Raw genomic sequence first — 20,725 nt, forward strand, 5'->3', positions numbered from 1 at the left:
TGAAAAAAATAAAAAAATGCGTTAAAATAGTATTTAAAAACCTCATATATAAAAATAAATACTATTTTATTAAGTAAATTTTAAAGGTTAATATGTTTTTATGAAGAGGTTAAATTAAATTTATAAAATTAGTGATAAAAGTTAATATATAATAATATAGTATTATATTAAAAGGAAACCTAAAAGTTCTCATTGAACAGTTTTAGGTTTTATTATGTATTATAATTTTATATGAGTATAGGAATAAAATGGAAATTAGCATTGTTTATAAATTTAAAAAAGTGTTATTATTATGACTATTTTTTATCAATATTTAAATTTAAATAAGAATAAATTAAAAATAAACTTAAAAACCTATAATAACTTAGGATAAATAAAAAAGTGATTTATGAAAAATTGTAAGTGAATTTAAAAGTTATATAAATTACGTTTAATGATTGGTGATGAAAATGATTGATGATTTTATTAATTTAGATATGAAATTAGAATTAAACCTTAATAAGGAAGTTAAAAATACCTTATTAAGGTTTAATGTTATAAGAAAAAATGAAATAGGGGAAAGTTATAAGTTAAAAGAAATACTTAAAAATACAAAAGATGATAAAATAATAAACATTAATAATAGTTTTAAAATATCTTATAAAAATTTTTATGAGCAGTATAATAATTTCTATAAGGTTTTATTAAAAGAGAATTGTTTAGAAAATGACAGTATTATTTTAAATAATGATGAAGAAGTTGAGGTCTTAAAATTCTTTGAAAATTGTAAATTTGATTTAATTGTAAATGGTAAGAAGTATTTAAATAAAAAAATACTAAATAGGAACTTAGATTTAAAGTTTAAATTATTTGTTGATGAGGATAAAGTAAAGTTAACCCAAATTAGTGACATTCCTGATTACAGTACAAATAATTTTGAATATTTTTTGTTAAGTGATGATATTTATAAACCAGAAACAATGCAATCTTTTAGATATAGCACTTTTTATAAAAATTTTAATACATTAAAATCTTCTACATTAACTTTTAAAAATAAAAATTTAGAAAAAACAATAGGATTGATATCTTTTAAATTAAAAGAGGTTAGTAATTATTTTTATATAGAAAAACCTAAAAATAAAGAAAGTCAGCCTTTAAAAGTAGATTTTTATATAGACAGTAATGCAAATGAAATTACAGTGAATCCTATATTTACTTATGGAGATATTGTAATTGATATTTGTAGTGAAGATAAATTTATTCAGTCTAAAAAAGTATCCTCAAGAGACTTGGATAAAGAGAAAAAAGTAAATGATGTATTGAAAAAGTGTAATTTTGATATGAGAAAAATAGGATTTGTTTTAGATAACACAAAAGATATAGTAGATTTTATATTGCATGGAGAAGAAAAGTTAAAAGAATTGGGAACAATTCATAAAAGTGATGATTTTAAATGTAAAAAGGTATATAAAGAAAATGACTATGAGCCCATTATGGATGTTTACAATGAATATATAGAATTTAGTTTAGGTATTGAAGAGATAACTTTTGAAGACATTAATAATATTTTTAATGCTATAGAAAATGAAGAAAAAATAATAACAATGAAGAACGGTTCTTATATATATTTAAATAATAAAAAATTGTTTAAAATTTATGAGGGAGTAGGATCAAGAAATTTTTCAAGTAGTAAATCTAAAAATGGAACATTTTTGGTGTCAAGAATTGCTTCTGTCTTTGTAAAAGGTGGAAGTGGAAATTCTCATACTCAAAAATGGAGAAAAACAGCTAATGATATAGCGGAAAATGAGGCTAATAACAAACTTTATATAGAAAAAAAGGAAAAATTAAAGGAATTTATATATAAAATAGAAAGTGTAGAAGATGATTTTAAACTGCCTAAAAACTTACAAGGGGTTATTCGTAATTATCAAATTGTAGGATTCAAATGGCTTAAAACTTTGGCTTTAAGAAATTTAGGTGGAATACTTGCTGATGAAATGGGACTTGGAAAAACTCTTCAAGCAATATGTCTAATACTTGATTATGTAGAAAATTCTATAGATATTAATAAAAAATGTCCATCTATAGTAGTAGCTCCTACATCGTTGATTTATAATTGGGAAAATGAAATATTAAAATTTGCGCCTAATTTAAAAATTTGTGTTATTTATGGATTAGCTAAGGAAAGAAGGGAATTGTTTAAGACAATAAATGAATATGATGTAGTAGTAACATCTTATAGTACCTTAGCAAAAGATATTGATTATTATAATAATATAGAATTTCAATATTCTTTTATTGATGAAGGACAACAGATTAAAAATTCAAATACATTAAATGCAAAAGCTGTTAAATTAATAAATGCAAAGGCTAAATTTGCGTTAACAGGTACACCTATAGAAAATTCTCTTTTAGAACTTTGGTCTATTTTTGATTATATAATGCCAGGGTATTTGTTATCAAAGTCAAAATTTTATAGAGGATTTCAATATCCAATAGAGAAATTTGGAGATAAGGCTGCATTAGATACCTTAAATGAAATTATAAGACCATTTATATTAAGAAGAATGAAAAAAGATGTACTTTTAGAGCTTCCTGAAAAAATTGAACAACAAATTATAATAGATATGCCTAGTAAACAGAAAAGAGCTTATGATGTGTGTTTAAAAAATGCTAGAAATTTAGTTCAAAATGAAATTGAAGATAAGGGAATAAATAAAAGTCAAATACACATATTTTCATTGCTTACAAGGCTAAGACAAGTATGTTGTGACCCAGCAGTAGTTTTAGATGAATACAATGGTCCCAATGGGAAGATGGAGATATTAAAAAGTATTGTAAGGGAGTCAATAAGCAATGGAAGTAAAATTTTAATATTTTCTCAATTTGTAACCATGTTAGAAAATATTAAAAATGAACTTGACAGTGAGGGTGTAGATACATTAATTTTAACAGGAAAAACAAAAGTTAAAGATAGACTTTCTCTTGTTGAAAAGTTTAATGAAGGAGAACAAAATGTATTTTTAATATCTTTAAAAGCTGGGGGATATGGATTAAATCTAACTTCTGCAGATGTGGTAATACATTTTGATCCATGGTGGAATCCAGCTGTGGAGAGCCAGGCAACGGATAGGGCCCATAGAATAGGGCAAGATAAAACGGTTAAAGTATATAAATTAATAACTAAAGGAACAATTGAAGAACGAATAATAAAACTTCATAGTTTAAAACGAAACATTATAGATAACGTTTTAAAAGATAAAAATTCTGAAGGTAGTTTTATTTCAAGTTTGTCAAAAAGGGAAATAGAACAATTATTTTCATAATACTTTATAAATACAAAAAACTACAGTTGAGAGTTAAAAAATCACTGTAGTTTTTATTAATAAAGAAAAATGCAGAAATTTATTAAAAAAATTAAAAGAAAGAACGTATGAAAACAGATTATTTCTATAAAAAATAAAAAAATATTCGCAAAAACTCTTTTCACTTAAAAAGAATTATGCTATTATAATAAGCGTGTTCAAAAAAAGGTAAAGTGAGTGATAGATATGGAAAAGTATTTTAAGCTTAAAGAGAACAATACTAATGTTAAGACAGAGATAATAGCGGGAATGACTACATTTATGACAATGGCGTATATTTTAATAGTTAACCCATCTATTCTGTCAGTAGCAGGTATGGATTCTGGAGCAGTATTTACAGCAACTGCATTGTCAGCAGTAATAGCAACACTTATAATGGGGCTTTATGCAAAATTGCCTTTTGCACAGGCACCAGGAATGGGATTAAATGCATTCTTTGCTTTTACTATAGTTAAAGGCATGGGATATTCTTATCAATTTGCATTAACGGCAGTATTTTTAGAAGGATTAATATTTATATTTTTGACGTTATTTAATGTTCGTGAAGCAATTGTGGATTCAATACCAGAAAATATTAAAAAAGGAATATCAGTAGGTATAGGTCTATTAATAGCATTAATAGGGCTTGAAGGAGCTGGGATAGTAGTTCATCCAGATGGTGGTGGAACAATAGTTGCACTTGGAAATATTATTTCAGGTCAAGGGCTTTTAGCAATAATAGGTGTAATACTAACATCGATATTATTAACTAGAAACATAAAAGGGGCACTATTTATAGGAATGCTTCTTACAGCAGTAATTGGTATACCTATGGGAATTACTCATATGCCATCTAATATTGTAAGTATGCCACCATCAATTTCGTCTTCAATGTTTGCTTTTGAATGGCATAACATAGTTTCTTTAGACATGGTTATTGTATTATTTACATTGTTATTTATGGATATGTTTGATACAATAGGAACTTTAGTTGGAGTAGCTACAAAAGCTAAAATGTTAGATGAGAATGGAAAAGTTCCTAATATTAAAAAAGCACTTTTTTCAGATGCAATAGGAACAACTTTAGGAGCTTGTTTAGGAACTAGTACAGTTAGTACCTTCGTTGAAAGTGCATCAGGAGTTGCTGAAGGTGGAAGAACAGGATTAACAGCAGTTTCTACAGCAGTAATGTTTTTCTTAGCGTTATTCTTCTCACCAGTATTTGCTGTAATAACACCAGCGGTAACAGCTTCTGCATTAGTATTAGTAGGATTATTTATGATAGAACCTATAAAAGACATAGATTTAGACGACTATACTGAAGCTATACCGGCATTTTTGACAATTATAATGATGCCATTTTCATACTCAATATCAGATGGTATAGTTTTTGGTGTAATATCATACATATTATTAAAATTGTGTTCTGGAAAACATAAAGACATAAGTATAACAACAGTTATAATAGGAATAATATTTCTGTTAAAGTTTTTGATATAATACATATAAAATAAAAATAGCCAGTAAAAGATAAATTAAGCCCTTATCTTTTAACTGGTTATTTTCATTTTAATTAATATAATTAATTAAAATGAAATATCCAAAGATTTTAAAAATAAACTCAATTCGTAGCATTTGTATTTTAAATGACATATTAAAACAAATATGATAAAATTAAATAAAATTATACCTTTACATACATTAAAATTTTGTTTAAAATATTAAACATATTGAATTTTAAATTGTCTCAAATTTTAAACAAGGTATAAAATATAAAACTATATAAAAATATAAAAAAATATATTAATTTGAAATCGTATAGGAATATAGGAGGAATAACAAATGAAAATATCAAAAAGAATAGGAAATGTTGAAGCATCCACAATAATGGAACTTTTAACTTATTCAGCAGAAGCTAAGAAAAATGGTAAAAAGGTATATCATTTAAATATAGGACAACCTGATATTAAAACTCCACAAGGATTTGTAGATGCTATAAGAAACCATAAAGAAGAAGTTTTAGAATATGCATTATCAGAGGGATTACCAGAGTTAATAGAAGCTATACAAAAGTATTATGAAGGATATAATATCAAATTTAATAAAGATGAAATATTAATAGTAAACGGTGGTAGTGAAGCATTGCTATTTGCTATGTTAACAATATGTGATGAAGGTGACAATATAATAGTTCCAGAGCCATTTTATTCAAATTATAGCAGTTTTGCAAATGCAGTTGGTGTTACTATAAGACCAGTTACAACTTATGCAGAAAATGGTTTTCACCTACCTAAAAAAGAAGAAATATTAGCTAAAATAGATGAAAATACTTCTGCTATACTTTTATCAAATCCTGGAAATCCAACAGGAGTTGTTTACACTAAAGAAGAAATTCAAATGATAGCTGAAATAGCAAAAGAAAAAGATTTATGGGTAATAGCAGATGAAGTTTATAGAGAGTTTGTATATGAAGGAGAGTACACTAGCTTTGGAAATATACAGGCAGCAGAAGATAGAGTTATAATAGTTGATAGCGTTTCTAAAAGATATAGTGCATGTGGGGCAAGAATAGGTTCTATAGCATCTAAGAATAAAACTGTTATGACAGAACTTTTAAAATTATGTCAAGCAAGGTTATCAGTTCCAACATTAGAGCAAATAGGAGCGGTTGAGCTTTATAAAACTCCATCTTCTTATTTAAAAGAAGTTAATGAAGAATATAGAGAAAGAAGAGATGTTTTATATAATGAACTTATAAAAGTTCCTGGAGTAGTATGCAAAAAACCAACAGGAGCATTTTATATAATGGCTAAACTACCAGTTGAAAGCGCCGATGATTTTGTAAAGTGGTTATTAAAGGACTTTGAAATAGATGGGAAAACAGTAATGCCTTGTCCAGCAGAAGGTTTCTATGGAACAGAAGGGCTTGGAAAAGACGAAATAAGACTAGCTTATGTATTAGAAAAAGAAACATTAGAAGATGCAGCAAGAATATTAAAAGAAGGATTAAATGAATATTTAAAATTAAATAAGTAATATATGAAAAAAGCTTTCCTAATTTGAACTTATAGGAAGGCTTTTTTTTATATGTTTAAAGTGAATATTTTTAATATAAAGTATTAAAGTAGTAAATAGAAAATATAAATAATAGTATATGTAATAAAGGTGATAGGGAGATAATCATGGCAAGCTTAAATAAGTGTAATTTATATTATGATGAGGATGCATATCATTTTTTAGTAGAGTATAGAGGAGATTTTACAAAAGAAATAAACAAAGTTTCTTATGCTTGTGGATATGCAATTAATAATAGTCTTGCGATAGTAGTTGTTGAATTTGAAAACTTAGAGAAATTAAAACAAGATGTTCCATCAATTATTTATATAGATTTCAGAAGCACATTTATATTACAAGATATTTCTCCAGATTATGCAGATAACATACAAACTGTGAAAAATAATTCATATATATCTTTAACAGGCAAAGATATAATAGTAGGTATTATTGATACAGGAATAGATTATTTAAATGAAGAGTTTATAAGAGAAGATGGTACATCAAGAATACTTAGCATATGGGATCAAACAATTGATAATATGGGGAAAACAGAAGATGGAGTTGATTATATAGGAGCTGTATATTATAACGAGGAGATAAATAATGCAATTAAGGCACATAAAAATAATGAAGATCCATATAAAATAGTACCATCAATAGATGAAGTAGGACATGGAACTAAGTGTGCTGGTATTATAGGAGCCCGTGGGTATAATAAAAATTTTAAAGGAGTAGCGGAGGATTGCGAATTTGTTGTTGTAAAACTTGCTCAATCAGCTAATTTAAAAAAAAGATTAAGAGAAAATAAAATAGAAGATATTCCAGTTTACGATACTCCAGAAATAGTAGCTGGATTGGAATATTTAAGAAGAATGTTTCAAAAATTTAAAAAACCTATGGTTATATTCTTTGCTGTAGGAACTACAGAAGGCACACATGATGGGCTAAGCTTAATTTGCAGATATTTAACAGGGCTTGGAAGTATCAGAGGAATTGCTTTAGTGACTGGTGTAGGAAATGAAGGTAACAGTAAAGGCCATGTGTCCGGCTATATTAAAAGTGATGAAAGTGTAGAAAAAATAGAATTAAATATACCAAGAGAAATTAAATTGTTTTCTATGAATATATGGGTAAGCCAACCTAATAGAGCATCTTTAAATATAAAGTCTCCTAGTGGTGAGGAAACAAAATTTATTAAATCTAAAAAACACAATAAAGTAGATTTTAAATTTTATTATGTGAATACTGCAGTTAATATTAATTATTATGATCCAGAGCATTTTACAGGTCATCAAGTTATAAATATTGTTTTTAAAGATATAAAACCGGGTATATGGGAGTTTAATTTAATAGGTGATTATATAGTTGATGGTAGATATGATATTTGGCTACCTCCATCAATAACTCTACCAAAAGGAACAGAATTTTTAAACCCAGATCCATATAGTACTTTAACAGTTCCATCAACATCATTAGGAGTGATTACATCTACTTATTATGGAGAAAATAATGGGATTTTAGCATCTTCAGGTAAAGGATTTAATACTAATAATATGCCTAATCCTGATTTAGCTACTATTGGAAGTAATGTTTTAACTGTAGACCCTTTAAAGCAAGTTGTTACTATGTCAGGAAGCTCAGCAGCTACTTCAATAATAGCAGGAGCGTGTGCATTACTATTACAATGGGGGATTGTTAATGGAAATGATACTACTATGTATTCAACTAAGGTTAAAAGTTATTTAATATATGGAGCTTATAAAAATCCAATATATAAATTTCCTAATAGAGATATTGGTTATGGTGCATTAGATTTATTAGGTATATTTAATATAATTGGACGATTGTATAAAGGAAATTATAGAAGTATGAAAAATAACATTTTACAGTATAATATTGGTGATTTATTCATAAGAATGCCACAGGAATTTAGGGAGGATTAAATGGAAAAAAATAATACTACCCCAGAAAAAATTTTTAAAGATGTAAATTATAATCATTATATTGTGCAATATCAAGGCAAAGTAGAAGAAGAGTTATCCAAATATGAAGATGTCTATCTTACTATAATTAATAGCAAGTATGCAATAGTATCTATATTAAGTAATTTAGATTTTAATAATATTCAAGAAGAAAATTCAACTATTGTTTATATTAAACCAGCTGATATGTATACACTTCAAGCAGTAGCACCTGTAGATGCAGCTCAAGCTAGAGTGTTACAATTAACTCTTCCTTTAAGTTTGACTGGTAATGGGGTTAATTTAGCAATTATTGATACAGGTATCGATTATTTGAATGAAGAGTTTATGGATTCAAGTGGGAAAACAAGAATAGAGTGTATTTTTGATCAAACAATATTTGAAAGTCAGCCTAATAAGAAAGTACCTTTTGGTACTTTATATGAAAAAAAACAAATTCAAAGTGCTATAAATGCTAATAGAGAAGGAAAATCACCTTATGATATAGTACCAAGTAAGGATAAAATAGGTCATGGAACTAATATGACTGGAATAATTGGAGGAACTGGTAAAAATCCAAATTTAAAAGGTGTCGTTCCAGAGTGTAATTTTGTTATTGTAAAATTAATAGAAGATATTTCATATAAAAAGCAATTTAATGTTGATATACCTGTTTTTAATATAACATCTATTTTTGTAGCATTAGAGTTTTTATATAATTATGCTTTAGAAAGTAACAAACCTATGGTTATATATTTTCCATTAGGTACTAACTTAGGAAATCATAAAAAACCAGGAATATTAGAACAATTTATAGAATTAATATGTTTAAATAGTAGTATCGCAATGGTTTCAGGCACAGGAAATGAAAGAGGAAATGGAACTCACACATCTGGTATTGTACAATATGGAAAAACTGAAGTTGTGGAACTAGAAGTGGACTCAAAACAAAATCAATTATGGGTAGAATTCTGGATTGATTTGGCTAATATAATGTCTTTAGAAATTATATCTCCATCTGGAGAAAATACTGGAATTATTAACCCATTAATTAATACAACTATTTCTTATAAATTTATATTTGAAAAAACTTCCGTAAAAATTAATTATTATTTGCCTGAAGAGAATACTGGAGATGAATTAATAAGAATTAGATTTTATGACCTTCAACCAGGTATATGGAAATTTAATCTTACAGGGGATGTTATATTAAGTGGAAAATATAATGCATGGATACCTCAAAAAGGAATAACTATTGGAGAAACTAAATTTAGTTTAGCTGACCCTTATGGTACAATAACCAATCCAAGTAATGCTTTAGGTATGATTACTACTGCAGCATATGATCAAAATAATAATAACGCTTTAAAATATTCAGGAATGGGCTTTGTAGATTCCTATGTAAGCATAATAGATGTAGCGGCAGGGGGAGTTAATGCATTAACAGTAGGTTTAAATAATAAAGTAGATATTGTAAATGGAACAAGTGTATCAGCGGCTATAACTGCAGGAGCTTGTGCTATGCTTTTTCAATGGGGTATTGTTGAAGGAAATGATACTTATATGCATAATCAAACTTTAAAAACATATCTTGCTAGAGGAACGGTTAAACGAAAAGGAGATAGTTATCCTAACCCACAATGGGGGTATGGTATATTAAATATACCTCTTATATTTGAAAATATGATATAAAAGTTATTAGGATGAAAATTATAAAAAATACGAAAGTTAGAGGATAATCTATAGTTTTTTAATTTCTCAATATTATGGTTATATAATTATACTGTAAAAATATAAAGTAATAAATGAAATTTATTATTTATTAAATATAAAAACTGTAAAATAATTAAAATTTTTTAATGAAAACATGGTATATTTAAGAAAAAAATGAAAAATAGCTTGAAAAATGTAAAATTTAAGAATATAATGAAAGTGCTTGAAATAAAAAATTTAATAGTGTGTATGTTGGGTACCTTTATAGGTATAATAGGGAAAGTGGTGAAAATCCACTACAGCCCCCGCTACTGTATACGGATACGAAATCAAATCCACTGGTAATACTGGGAAGGATGATTAAGGTTAAGCCGTGAGTCAGGAGACCTGCCTAATATATTATGTCATAGATTTCGGAGGGAAATTGGGTGTGTAAAAAATAATAAATATTATTTTAATGTTTATTTTTATTGGATATATAACCTCTGTTTTTCAGAGGTTTTTTTATTTAAAATTATATAAATAAGTTTTTAGGGGGAAAAAATGTTAAGATTAAACAAAAAAATTACAAAGACAATATTAAGTATTACATTATGTACAGTAATAAGCGTAGGATTTGCTGGTTGCTCTAGTTTGAATTCAGCATCTACAACATCTAATGTAGTTGTAGATAATCAAAAAAGTGAAAGTAAAGTTAAAACAAAATTAGAAGATGAAAAAGTATATGTATCTTTAAAAGATACTACTAATTATTTAAAAGGAGAGTTTTTATTAGAAAAAAATACAGTAACAGTTAAAAATAAAGAAGATGTTATAACTATAAATTTAGAAAATGATGAAGCAAAAATAAATTCTACAGTTATAAATCTAAAGGATAAAATAAAAAAAGAAAATGATGATGTATACGTTATAATGGACTTTCTTAATGAAGCTGTAGATGCTAGATTTACATATAATAAAGAAAACAAAGAATTAAACATAAAAACAGAAATGCCATTAGAGTATACAAAGGCTTTTAGTGTTAAGTATTTGAAAGGTGGCATTAAAAAAATAACTGATGGAGAAAATAGAACTTTGATTTTAGTTCCACAAGGAAAAGAAGTTCCAAAAGAATATAAAAATGAAATAGTAATTAATACTCCAATAGATAATGTTTTACTAGGTTCTACAACTCAAGCATGCTTATTAAGATCAATAGGTGCTCTTAATAGTGTTAAAGCTGTAACTACAGAAGCTAAAAATTGGAGCATAGATGAGATAAAAAATGGAATGGAAAAGGGTGATATAGAGTTTGTTGGAAGAGGAGATTCACCAGATTATGAGAAAATATCTATGATAAAACCGGATCTGGCAGTTGTGTATACTGGGCCATCAGGACAACAAAAGCTTATTGAAAAGCTAAAGGAACTGAATATAAATTATGTAGTTGATAATGAATATTTAGAAGAAAATCCTTACGGAAGAATGGAATGGGCTAAATTAATGAGTGCATTTTATGATAAAGAGGAAGAATCAGAAAAGCAATTTAATGAAGCTATAGAAAAAGTTAAGGCCGCAAGCAAAAATATAGAGGGAAAAGATAAGCCTAAAATTGTATGGGCAACAATAAGTAAAGGAAAAGTATATATACCTAAAGGTGATTCATATGTTGCAAAGATGATAGAAATGGCTGGCGGAGAATATATGTTTAAAGATGATGGAATAGGAAGCGGGAACATAAGCATAGAAGAGTTATATGCAAAGGCTAATGATGCAGATATATTTATGTATTCTTCTACTACAAACTATACACCGACATTGAAAAATGTTATTGAACAAGCTCCTATCCTTGAGAAACTTGATGTAGTTAAAAATAAAAAAGTTTGGTGTTTTGCTCCAGATTACTATCAATCAATAGACAAAACAGATGAACTTATTATAGATTTAATGGAAATATTCCATCCAGGTTCTATAGGTGAAGATATAAAACACTATGTTAATTATAAAGAATAAAGAATTTAAAACTAATATTGGAGAGAAATATGGAATTTATAAAGAAATCTAGAGTTAAATATACAATTATTTTTTCTGTATTAATAGTAGCACTATTTTTAACATTAACTTTTTGTATTTGTTTTGGATCTGTAAAAATAGGAGCTTTAAATGTAGGTAATATTTTATTTAATAAATATGTTATAGATGACCCTTTTTATGATATAGTTTGGAATATTAGATTTCCAAGGGCATTAGCTACAGTAATAGGAGGATCAGCATTAGCTTGTTCAGGATTATTACTTCAAATATTTTTTAAAAATCCTATAGTTGAGCCTTATGTTTTAGGAGTATCATCAGGAGCTTCTCTTGCTGTTGGGATTATTATGCTGGGAGGTCTAAGCTTTGGATTTGAAAGTATTTCTCCTTTTATGTTAGTAGCAGCAGCCTTTATAGGTTCATTAATAGTTATGTGTATAGTAATTATTTTTGCAGGAAAAGTAAAAAGTGTAGTTACATTATTGGTAATAGGTATGATGTTTGGATATTTATGCAGTGGAGTTACAAGTGTATTAACAGCTTTTGCTGATAAGGAAAAACTTCAGGGATTTACAATTTGGAGAATGGGGAGTTTTTCAGGATTTACATGGGAACAAGTTAGAGCTTTAATGATCATAGGAATACCAGCTATACTATTAAGTATGATTATTATAAAACCTTTAAATGCATTTTTATTAGGTGAAGATTATGCTAAAAGTATGGGTGTGAAAATTAAAAAATTTCGTATAGCCATTGTAGCAATTTCAAGTATTTTAGCTTCAGTTGTAACTGCATTTTCAGGTCCAGTTGCATTTATTGGCTTGGCAGTTCCGCAAATTTCAAGACTTATATTTAAAACCACAGATAATAAAGTTCTTGTGCCAGGAACAATAATATTAGGAGGAATAGTAACATCTATTTGTGATTTGATTGCTAGAACTATTTTTGCACCAATTGAACTACCAATAAGTGCTATAACTTCTTTTATTGGAGCACCAATAGTTATTTTCCTTATACTTAAAAGGAGGAGTACTATATGATGATGTTAGAAACTAAGAATTTATCTGTTGGTTATGATAAAAAAGTTGTAGTTAAAAATGTTGAGATACAAGTAAATAAAGGCGAAATACTTTGCTTTTTAGGAGCAAATGGAGCTGGAAAAACTACAGTATTAAGAACTCTTTCAACGCTTTTAAAGACTATTGATGGGGAAGTTTATTTAAAAAATGAAAGTATAGATAAAATTGATAAAAAGGAACTTGCTAAAAAATTAGCATTAGTTTTAACAAATAAATTTTCAGGAGAGTTAACTACTGTATATGAAATCGTATCCATGGGAAGGTATCCTCATACTGGTTTTTTTGGACGACTTAATGAAAATGATAATGAAAAAATATTAGAAGCTTTATCAGTTGTAAATGCAGAACATTTAAAAAAAAGATATTTTAATGAATTAAGTGATGGAGAAAAACAAAAAGTTTTAGTGGCAAGAGCACTAGTTCAAGAACCAGAAATTATTATATTAGACGAACCGACAACTCATTTGGATATAAGACATAGATTAGAACTTATGGATATTTTAAAAGAGCTTAGCAAGAAAAAAAATATAGCAGTCATAGTTTGCTTACATGAAATAGATATTGCTATTAAAAGTTGTGATAAAGTAGTTTTAATAAAAGATAATTCTATGTTGGCATATGGAACTCCAGAAGATGTAGTAGATGAAAAAGTAATAAACAATCTATATGGTATGGAAAATAATTATAATAATTTATTGGGCTCTGTAGAAATTAAAAATAAATGTAAACCTGAAGTGTTTATACTTGGTGGATGTGGTAAGGCTTCTCCAATATATAGAGCTCTTACTAAACGATATATAGGAATTTCAACAGGAATACTTTATGAAAATGATATTGATTATGAAGTAGCAAGGACTATGGGATTAGAAATTTATAGTGCCAAGCCCTATGAAGAAATCAAAGAAAAGGATGTAATTTATGCTAATAATGCATTGAATGATGTAAATATAGTTATAGATTCTGGGTCAAGCCTTCAGGGGATAAATAAATTAAATGCTGAAATTATTAGAGAAGCTATAAGAAGAAAAAAGATAGTTTTATCTTTAAGAAATAAATATGAGACTATGAGACTATTTAGTGATTGTTATAAAAATATTAAAAATATAAATAGTATATTAGAGCTTTTAGATGAATGTTATATGATAACTAAAAAATAATTTAATAAACGCAGTAGCGTATATTTCAGGAGGTGAAGGGTTATAATGTTTAGACTTTTATTTATAATGTCTCCAATGGATTCATCATACAAATTAAAAGAAGTAAATATGTCACTTCAAAAAATATATAATAATGAAATTTCTATAGAGTTTATGGACACATATACAATAGATGAAAATAAAGAAGAATTTAATAGGTGCATGAGAGAAATTCAATGTTCAGATATAATTTTTATCACAGCACATGGTGGAATAAGTTACTTTAAAAGCTTAAATAAAATAATGGACAAGTATCAAGGGAAAAAGAAATTCTTTATTCATTCAGGTATAGATGATGAAAACAATGAATTATTTAAAAAATCATCAATTTCCAAAGATGAATACATAAGTATACTAAACTATTTTTTAATAGGAAATACTGAAAATTTAGAAAATATGATATTACATTTGGCTAAAAATTTAGGCAAAAAAAATTATAAAGTTAATCCACCTAAATGTCCTAGATGGGAGGGTATATATTATCCTGGAAAAAATATAGAAAACTATGAAGAATATATAGAAAATTTAAGAAAGACTGAAAAGCCTATTATTGCTATTTTATTTTATAGCAAATATATGCATGAAAATAATGTAGAACATATTGATAGATTTATAAAGGAGATAGAAAACTTACAGGGTCAACCATTAGCAGTATATTCAGCTAGTTCTCCTAATCCATCTATTGGATGCAAGGGATTTCAATGGGTTGTTGATAATATATTGATGAAAGATGGTGAATCTCAAGTTGATGCAATTATAAATACTATAGGATATTCTCAAAGTATATTAAGCAAGCCTGGAGATGGTACAACTGTAGTGGATAAAAGTATATTTGAAAATATAAAAGTTCCAGTATTTCAAGGATTAAATACTTATCAAAATTTTGAAAATTGGGAAAACTCTTTGCAAGGTGTTGACATGATGTCACTTACAGGAAGTGTTTATTATCCAGAATTTGATGGACAAATAATTACTGTAACTACATCTTATTGCGAAAAAGTAAAAGATGAAATAGGAGAAAAATTAGTATTTAAGCCAATCAAAGAAAGAATTAATAAAGTCTGTAGGTTAGCTTTAAATTGGGCAAAGCTTAGAGTTATGGAAAATAAAAATAAGAAAGTAGCAATAATTTTTCATAATATGCCACCAAGAAATGATATGATTGGTTGTGCTTTTGGATTAGATACTCCTGCTACTGTATTTAATATAGTAGAAAAATTAAAAAGTGAGGATGTATATACAGAGTATGATTTTGAAAATGGTGATGAAATAATAAATAGAATTATTGATGCTGTAAGTAATGATATGAGATGGCTATCACCAGAAAAGGCTATAGAAAAGAGTGTAGATATAATAGAGGGTAATTTATATAGAAAATGGTTTTCTAATCTTTCCGAAAAGGTTCAGAATAAAATGACACATGATTGGGATACTCCACCTGGGGAATTTATGGTATTTAATGATAAACTCCCAATACCAGGTATTATTAACGGAAATATATTTATAGGACTTCAACCACCAAGGGGATATGAAGAAAAGGCAGATGAAGTTTATCATAGTACAGATATTGTTCCACCTCACCAATATATAGCTTTTTACAAGTGGGTAAAAAATGTATTTAAAGCTGATGTAATTGCGCATATTGGAACACATGGTACGTTAGAATGGCTTCCTGGAAAAGAAGTTGGACTTTCGAAAGATTGTTACACAGATATTGTAATTGATGATATGCCTCATATTTATCCTTATAGTATAAATGTTGTAGGTGAAGGAATTCAGGTGAAAAGAAGAGGAAATGGAGTGATTTTAGATCACCTTATTCCATCACTTATGCAAAGTGGGACTTATGATGAAATGGAAAATATTGATGATTTAATAAAGCAGTACTATCACTCAAAACAAGGAGATAATACAAAAGTAAAACATATAGAAGATGAGATAGTAGATTTAGTTATAAAAAATAATTATCATATGGATTTAAATATGAGTAAAGAAGAAATACAAAATGATTTTAATCTGTTTATGGAACGTTTTCATGGTTGGATTGAAGAAATCAAAAACTCTTTAATAAAAGATGGTTTACATATTTTTGGTAAAGTTCCAGAAGGAGAAAGATTCGAAAATTTAGTTTCTGCACTTTTAAGAATACCTAATGGTAATATTTTATCATTAATTGAAGGCATCTGTATTGCTTATGGATTAGAGTATGAATATTTAAAAAATAATCCATATGAAATCAATAATGCAGGTAAAACAAATTTAATGTTATTAGATGAAATGGAAGAGATAAGTAAAGAGATAATAAATAAGATTCATAAATCAAATTATGAAATTAAAACTATTGAAGAGATATTAAAGAAATATTTTAAAGAAAAAACAAGTAATTTGAATGATTTAAGTAAAACATTAGAATATGCATGTGCTGTTGTTAAAGATAAATTAAATTCTACAACAGATGAAATTAAATATTTTATAAATGCAGTAAATGGAGAATTTGTGCCACCTGGTGGTTCAGGAAGTCCAACTAGAGGAAGAGTAGATATATTACCAACAGGAAGAAACTTTTATTCTATAGATCCAACTTCAGTTCCTACTAGAGCATCATGGAAAGTAGGTAAACAACTTGGTGATACTTTAATAAGCAAATATTTAAATGATGAAGGAAAATATCCTGAAACAGTTGTAATGATTGTATATTCTGGAGAGACTATGAAAACTTGCGGAGATGATATATCACAGGCTCTTTATTTAATGGGAATAAAGCCTAAATGGTTAGGAGATACAGATAAAGTAATAGGACTTGAAGTTATACCATTAGAAGAATTAAAAAGACCAAGAATTGACGTTACATTAAGAATATCCGGTCTTTTTAGAGATACTTTTCCTAATATTATTGAGTTAGTTGAGGATGCTGTTAATCTTGCATCAAACTTAGATGAAAGTGATGATACAAACTATATAAGAAAAAACATATTAAGTGAAATTACTGATTTAATTAAAAGTGGTGTTGAAGTTGAAAAAGCACAACAACAAGCAAGTTTAAGAATTTTTGGATGTCCTCCAGGAACATATGGTGCTGGTGTAGATACATTAATTAATAGTAAAAATTGGAATGATGTTAGTGACCTTGGAAATGTATATGCATTATGGGGTGGACATGCTTATGGACGTAAAATTCATGGAGATAAACTTAAAGATGTATTTGCAAAAAGACTGTCTTTAGCACAAGTAACTGTTAAAAATGAATCTTCACAAGAAATAGATATGCTTGATAGTGATGATTTTTATAATTATCATGGAGGTCTTATTGCAGCAGTAAGAACTTTTTCAGGAAAAATGCCTAAATCTTATTGTGGAGATACTAGTGATCCATCTAGAACTAAAGTTAAAGAAGTTAAAGAAGAAACAGCAAGAATCATGCGCTGTAGAATTTTAAACCCCAAATGGTTTGAGGGACTTAAGATACATGGATATAAAGGTGCTCAAGAAATTTCAGGTGTGGTAGATTTCGTATTTGGATGGGATGCAACTGCCGATGTTGTTGAAGATTGGATGTATGAAAAAATAAGTGAAACTTACCTTTTTGATGATGAAAAAAGAGAGTGGATAAAAAGTGTAAATTCATGGGCTATACACAGTATGGCTGAAAGATTGTTAGAAGCTAATCAAAGAGGCATGTGGAATGCAAATAAGGAAAGTATAGAAAAATTAAGACAGATATATATGGACATAGAAGGGGATATAGAAGATTATGTTTAAAAATGTGAAGTTTTTAGTACTATGGTTGACTAATGATTGCAATTTAAGATGTAAATACTGCTATGCAAATGCAGGAGAAAAAAAGGAATATATGACATTTGAAACAGCAAGAAAAGCTTTAGAAATACCAAAGTCTAAATTTAAACTCCAATTAGCAGGAGGTGAACCACTTTTAAACTTTAATCTTGTTAGAGATATATATAATTATTTAAGAATTAATAATCCGGAAATCAAAATTCAAATGCAAACTAATGGAGCTTTAATAAATAGTGAAATTGCTAAAGAAATTAAAAAAATGGATATATCTCTTGGTGTAAGTTTAGATGGGACTATAGGAATTAATGAAGAATTAAGAGGGAAAACAAAGGATGTTATAAATGGAATAAAAATTTTAGCACAGGAAGGTATAATGGTAAATCTAAATTGTGTTGTAACCAATGAAAATATTAAACATTTATATAAGCTTGTAGACTTAGCTTTATATTTAGGAAACGTTGGAGGTATAGGCCTTGATTTATTAAGGGAAACAGGAAGAGCTTCTAATGGTGAGGTAAAAAAGGCAACTCCATCTCAGATAGAAAAACATTTAAAAGAGGCATACAATAGGAGCATTGAATTATATAAATTAACCGGAAGAAAAATAATTATAAGAGAAATAGAGGATGCAAGAAAAAGAATTACAGAAAAAAATATATGTACAGATTATTGTCATGCAGTCTATGGAGGTTCTATGGTAATACATCCTGATGGAAGTTTATATCCTTGTGGTTCTCTTAGTAAAGATAAAAAATATTATATGGGTAATATCTATAATTTATCTTCACAAAGAGAGATTAGAATAACTAATAATAAATCTGAAAGTTGTAAAATATGCAAATATGAAAAAATTTGTGTAGGAGCATGTCCAGCAAGAGACATTATAAATGGTAAAAGTAGTGAAATAAACATTGAGGATTGTATTTTAAGAAAAACCTCTTTTGAGATTGTAAAAAAAGAAATTAAACAGGGTGGAGATGAGTATGAAAAATGCTAGTTATTAAAGAGCTCACAAAGAAATACAACGATGTAATGGCAGTAAATAAGTTAAATTTGCAAATTAGCAAAGGGGAATTCTTTGGACTTTTAGGACCTAATGGAGCTGGGAAGAGTACAAGCATTAGAATGATAAGTACACTGACTCCACCTACATCAGGAGATATTATTATAAATAATGAAAATATGAATAGAAATTTGCAAGGAGTTAAAAAGAAAATAGGTGTAGTACCACAAGGAAATAATTTAGAAGTTGAAATGACAGCTTGGGAAAATCTTGAGCTTCATGGAAGACTTTATAAAATGCCTAAACATATAAGAAAAAAAAGAATAGAGGACCTTTTAGAGTTTACCGAACTTACTAAAAGGTCTAATGAGATTGTTAAAGGATATTCTGGTGGAATGAAAAGAAAACTTATGATAGCAATAGCACTTATGCATAATCCGGACTTACTTCTTTTAGATGAACCAACAGTAGGACTTGATGCAAATGCAAGGAGAAAAATGTGGGATTTGCTCAAAAGGTTAAAAGATGAAGGGTTAACAGTATTATTAACAACTCATTATATTGAAGAGGCTGAGGTTTTATGCGATAGAGTAGGGCTTATAGATGGTGGAAGTCTAATAGAACTAGATTCTCCACAAAAGTTAATAGAAAAGGTTGGTAAATTTACTGTTGAGTATTTTGAAAATGGAGAGACTAAAGAAGAATTTTTTGAAACAAGAGAAGAAGCTACTTTATTTGCATCTAAATTAGAAGGAAATGTGAATATTAGATCCTCAAATTTAGAAGATGTATTTATTAAATTAACTAACAGAAAGGTGGAAGCATAATGTCAACATTTACAAGCATTTTATGGCAAGAATATATATTATTTAAACGTAAATTCTGGACTATAACTTTGGCATCAATGGTTTCACCTATTTTGTATTTAATAGCCTTTGGATGGGGGCTTGGTGGAGGTGTAACTGTAGAAGGCAAAGCTTATATTAATTTTGTAATTCCAGGAATTATTGCTTTAACTACAATGACATCAAGTTATAATAATACAGCAACTTCAGTTAATATATCAAGGATATTTTATAAAACCTTTGAAACTTTTATGATAGCGCCTATTTCTATAGCATATTATGCGTTAGGAAAAATAGTAGCTGGAGCATTAATGGGAATGTATTCAGCATTATTGATAATAGTTTTATCTATAATTTTTAAAGCAGGAATAACAATAAATCTTTATTTTATTTTAATAATTATTCTTAATTGTTTAGTTTTCGCAGCAATAGGATTTACAGTAGGGGTATTTATAAATTCACATAGTGACATGTCAAAGTTTTCAAGCTTCGTTATTACACCAATGTCATTTTTATGTGGAACATTTTTTTCATTAGATAAAATGCCATTAATAATAAAGAATATTATATGGTTATTACCACTAACTCATACTAGTTTGGGATTAAGAAGTAGTAGTGAGGATTTAATGAATATGATTATACATCCTATTATTTTAATTTTATATTTTATATTTATATTTTTAATAGGAACAAGGAAATGTAAAAGAGCAGAATAACAATGCTTATATTTGAAGGGAGTC

At 27.6% G+C, this 20,725-nt stretch carries 12 protein-coding genes and 1 riboswitch; all 12 genes read left to right on the forward strand.

The window, feature by feature from the left end; all coding sequences use genetic code 11:
- Positions 1-449 precede the first annotated feature (449 nt).
- Complete coding sequence (locus KQI36_RS16215; protein ID WP_216451803.1) at positions 450-3,308, forward strand: DEAD/DEAH box helicase; 2,859 nt, start codon at positions 450-452, stop codon at positions 3,306-3,308.
- Positions 3,309-3,533: 225 nt separating this feature from the next.
- Positions 3,534-4,826 (forward strand): NCS2 family permease, encoded by a 1,293-nt coding sequence (locus tag KQI36_RS16220; RefSeq protein WP_216451804.1) that lies wholly within the window; start codon positions 3,534-3,536, stop codon positions 4,824-4,826.
- A gap of 342 nt (positions 4,827-5,168) precedes the next feature.
- On the forward strand, positions 5,169-6,362 hold the full coding sequence (locus KQI36_RS16225; protein WP_216451805.1) for a pyridoxal phosphate-dependent aminotransferase: 1,194 nt from the start codon (positions 5,169-5,171) through the stop codon (positions 6,360-6,362).
- 146 nt (positions 6,363-6,508) lie between these two features.
- Positions 6,509-8,326 carry a S8 family peptidase gene (locus tag KQI36_RS16230; protein WP_216451806.1) on the forward strand — a complete coding sequence of 606 codons (1,818 nt, stop codon included), beginning with the start codon at positions 6,509-6,511 and terminating at the stop codon, positions 8,324-8,326.
- Positions 8,327-10,036 carry a S8 family peptidase gene (locus tag KQI36_RS16235; RefSeq protein ID WP_216451807.1) on the forward strand — a complete coding sequence of 570 codons (1,710 nt, stop codon included), beginning with the start codon at positions 8,327-8,329 and terminating at the stop codon, positions 10,034-10,036.
- A gap of 258 nt (positions 10,037-10,294) precedes the next feature.
- Positions 10,295-10,466: riboswitch (cobalamin riboswitch) on the forward strand.
- A gap of 134 nt (positions 10,467-10,600) precedes the next feature.
- The gene (locus tag KQI36_RS16240) at positions 10,601-12,049 is read left to right on the forward strand and encodes an ABC transporter substrate-binding protein (RefSeq protein WP_216451808.1); all 1,449 of its coding nucleotides are present in this window, start codon (positions 10,601-10,603) and stop codon (positions 12,047-12,049) included.
- Positions 12,050-12,078: 29 nt separating this feature from the next.
- On the forward strand, positions 12,079-13,107 hold the full coding sequence (locus KQI36_RS16245) for a FecCD family ABC transporter permease (protein WP_216451809.1): 1,029 nt from the start codon (positions 12,079-12,081) through the stop codon (positions 13,105-13,107).
- Entirely contained in the window at positions 13,104-14,303 is a 1,200-nt protein-coding gene (locus KQI36_RS16250; RefSeq protein ID WP_244991630.1) for an ABC transporter ATP-binding protein, read from the forward strand. The genes KQI36_RS16245 and KQI36_RS16250 overlap by 4 nt, the downstream gene beginning before the upstream one ends.
- A 45-nt stretch (positions 14,304-14,348) precedes the next feature.
- Positions 14,349-18,101 (forward strand): cobaltochelatase subunit CobN, encoded by a 3,753-nt coding sequence (gene cobN / locus KQI36_RS16255; protein ID WP_216451810.1) that lies wholly within the window; start codon positions 14,349-14,351, stop codon positions 18,099-18,101.
- A complete protein-coding gene (locus KQI36_RS16260; protein WP_216451811.1) occupies positions 18,094-19,134 on the forward strand; it encodes a radical SAM/SPASM domain-containing protein in 1,041 nt (346 codons plus the stop codon). The genes cobN and KQI36_RS16260 overlap by 8 nt, the downstream gene beginning before the upstream one ends.
- A complete protein-coding gene (locus tag KQI36_RS16265) occupies positions 19,128-19,967 on the forward strand; it encodes an ABC transporter ATP-binding protein (protein ID WP_216451812.1) in 840 nt (279 codons plus the stop codon). Before KQI36_RS16260 ends, KQI36_RS16265 begins: the two co-directional genes overlap by 7 nt.
- Entirely contained in the window at positions 19,967-20,701 is a 735-nt protein-coding gene (locus tag KQI36_RS16270) for an ABC transporter permease (protein ID WP_216451813.1), read from the forward strand. Before KQI36_RS16265 ends, KQI36_RS16270 begins: the two co-directional genes overlap by 1 nt.
- The last annotated feature ends 24 nt before the right edge of the window (positions 20,702-20,725 follow it).

Origin of the sequence: Clostridium senegalense (genome assembly GCF_018916625.1) — a bacterium.
Lineage (GTDB): Bacteria > Bacillota > Clostridia > Clostridiales > Clostridiaceae > Clostridium_J > Clostridium_J senegalense.

Coding starts and splice junctions, on each gene's coding strand:
- KQI36_RS16215 (WP_216451803.1), top strand. CDS start 450: ATGATTGATGATTTTATTAATTTAGATATGAAATTAGAATTAAACCTT.
- KQI36_RS16225 (WP_216451805.1), top strand. CDS start 5,169: ATGAAAATATCAAAAAGAATAGGAAATGTTGAAGCATCCACAATAATG.
- cobN (WP_216451810.1), top strand. CDS start 14,349: ATGTTTAGACTTTTATTTATAATGTCTCCAATGGATTCATCATACAAA.
- KQI36_RS16250 (WP_244991630.1), top strand. CDS start 13,104: ATGATGATGTTAGAAACTAAGAATTTATCTGTTGGTTATGATAAAAAA.
- KQI36_RS16240 (WP_216451808.1), top strand. CDS start 10,601: ATGTTAAGATTAAACAAAAAAATTACAAAGACAATATTAAGTATTACA.
- KQI36_RS16245 (WP_216451809.1), top strand. CDS start 12,079: ATGGAATTTATAAAGAAATCTAGAGTTAAATATACAATTATTTTTTCT.
- KQI36_RS16260 (WP_216451811.1), top strand. CDS start 18,094: ATGTTTAAAAATGTGAAGTTTTTAGTACTATGGTTGACTAATGATTGC.
- KQI36_RS16220 (WP_216451804.1), top strand. CDS start 3,534: ATGGAAAAGTATTTTAAGCTTAAAGAGAACAATACTAATGTTAAGACA.
- KQI36_RS16270 (WP_216451813.1), top strand. CDS start 19,967: ATGTCAACATTTACAAGCATTTTATGGCAAGAATATATATTATTTAAA.
- KQI36_RS16235 (WP_216451807.1), top strand. CDS start 8,327: ATGGAAAAAAATAATACTACCCCAGAAAAAATTTTTAAAGATGTAAAT.
- KQI36_RS16230 (WP_216451806.1), top strand. CDS start 6,509: ATGGCAAGCTTAAATAAGTGTAATTTATATTATGATGAGGATGCATAT.
- KQI36_RS16265 (WP_216451812.1), top strand. CDS start 19,128: ATGCTAGTTATTAAAGAGCTCACAAAGAAATACAACGATGTAATGGCA.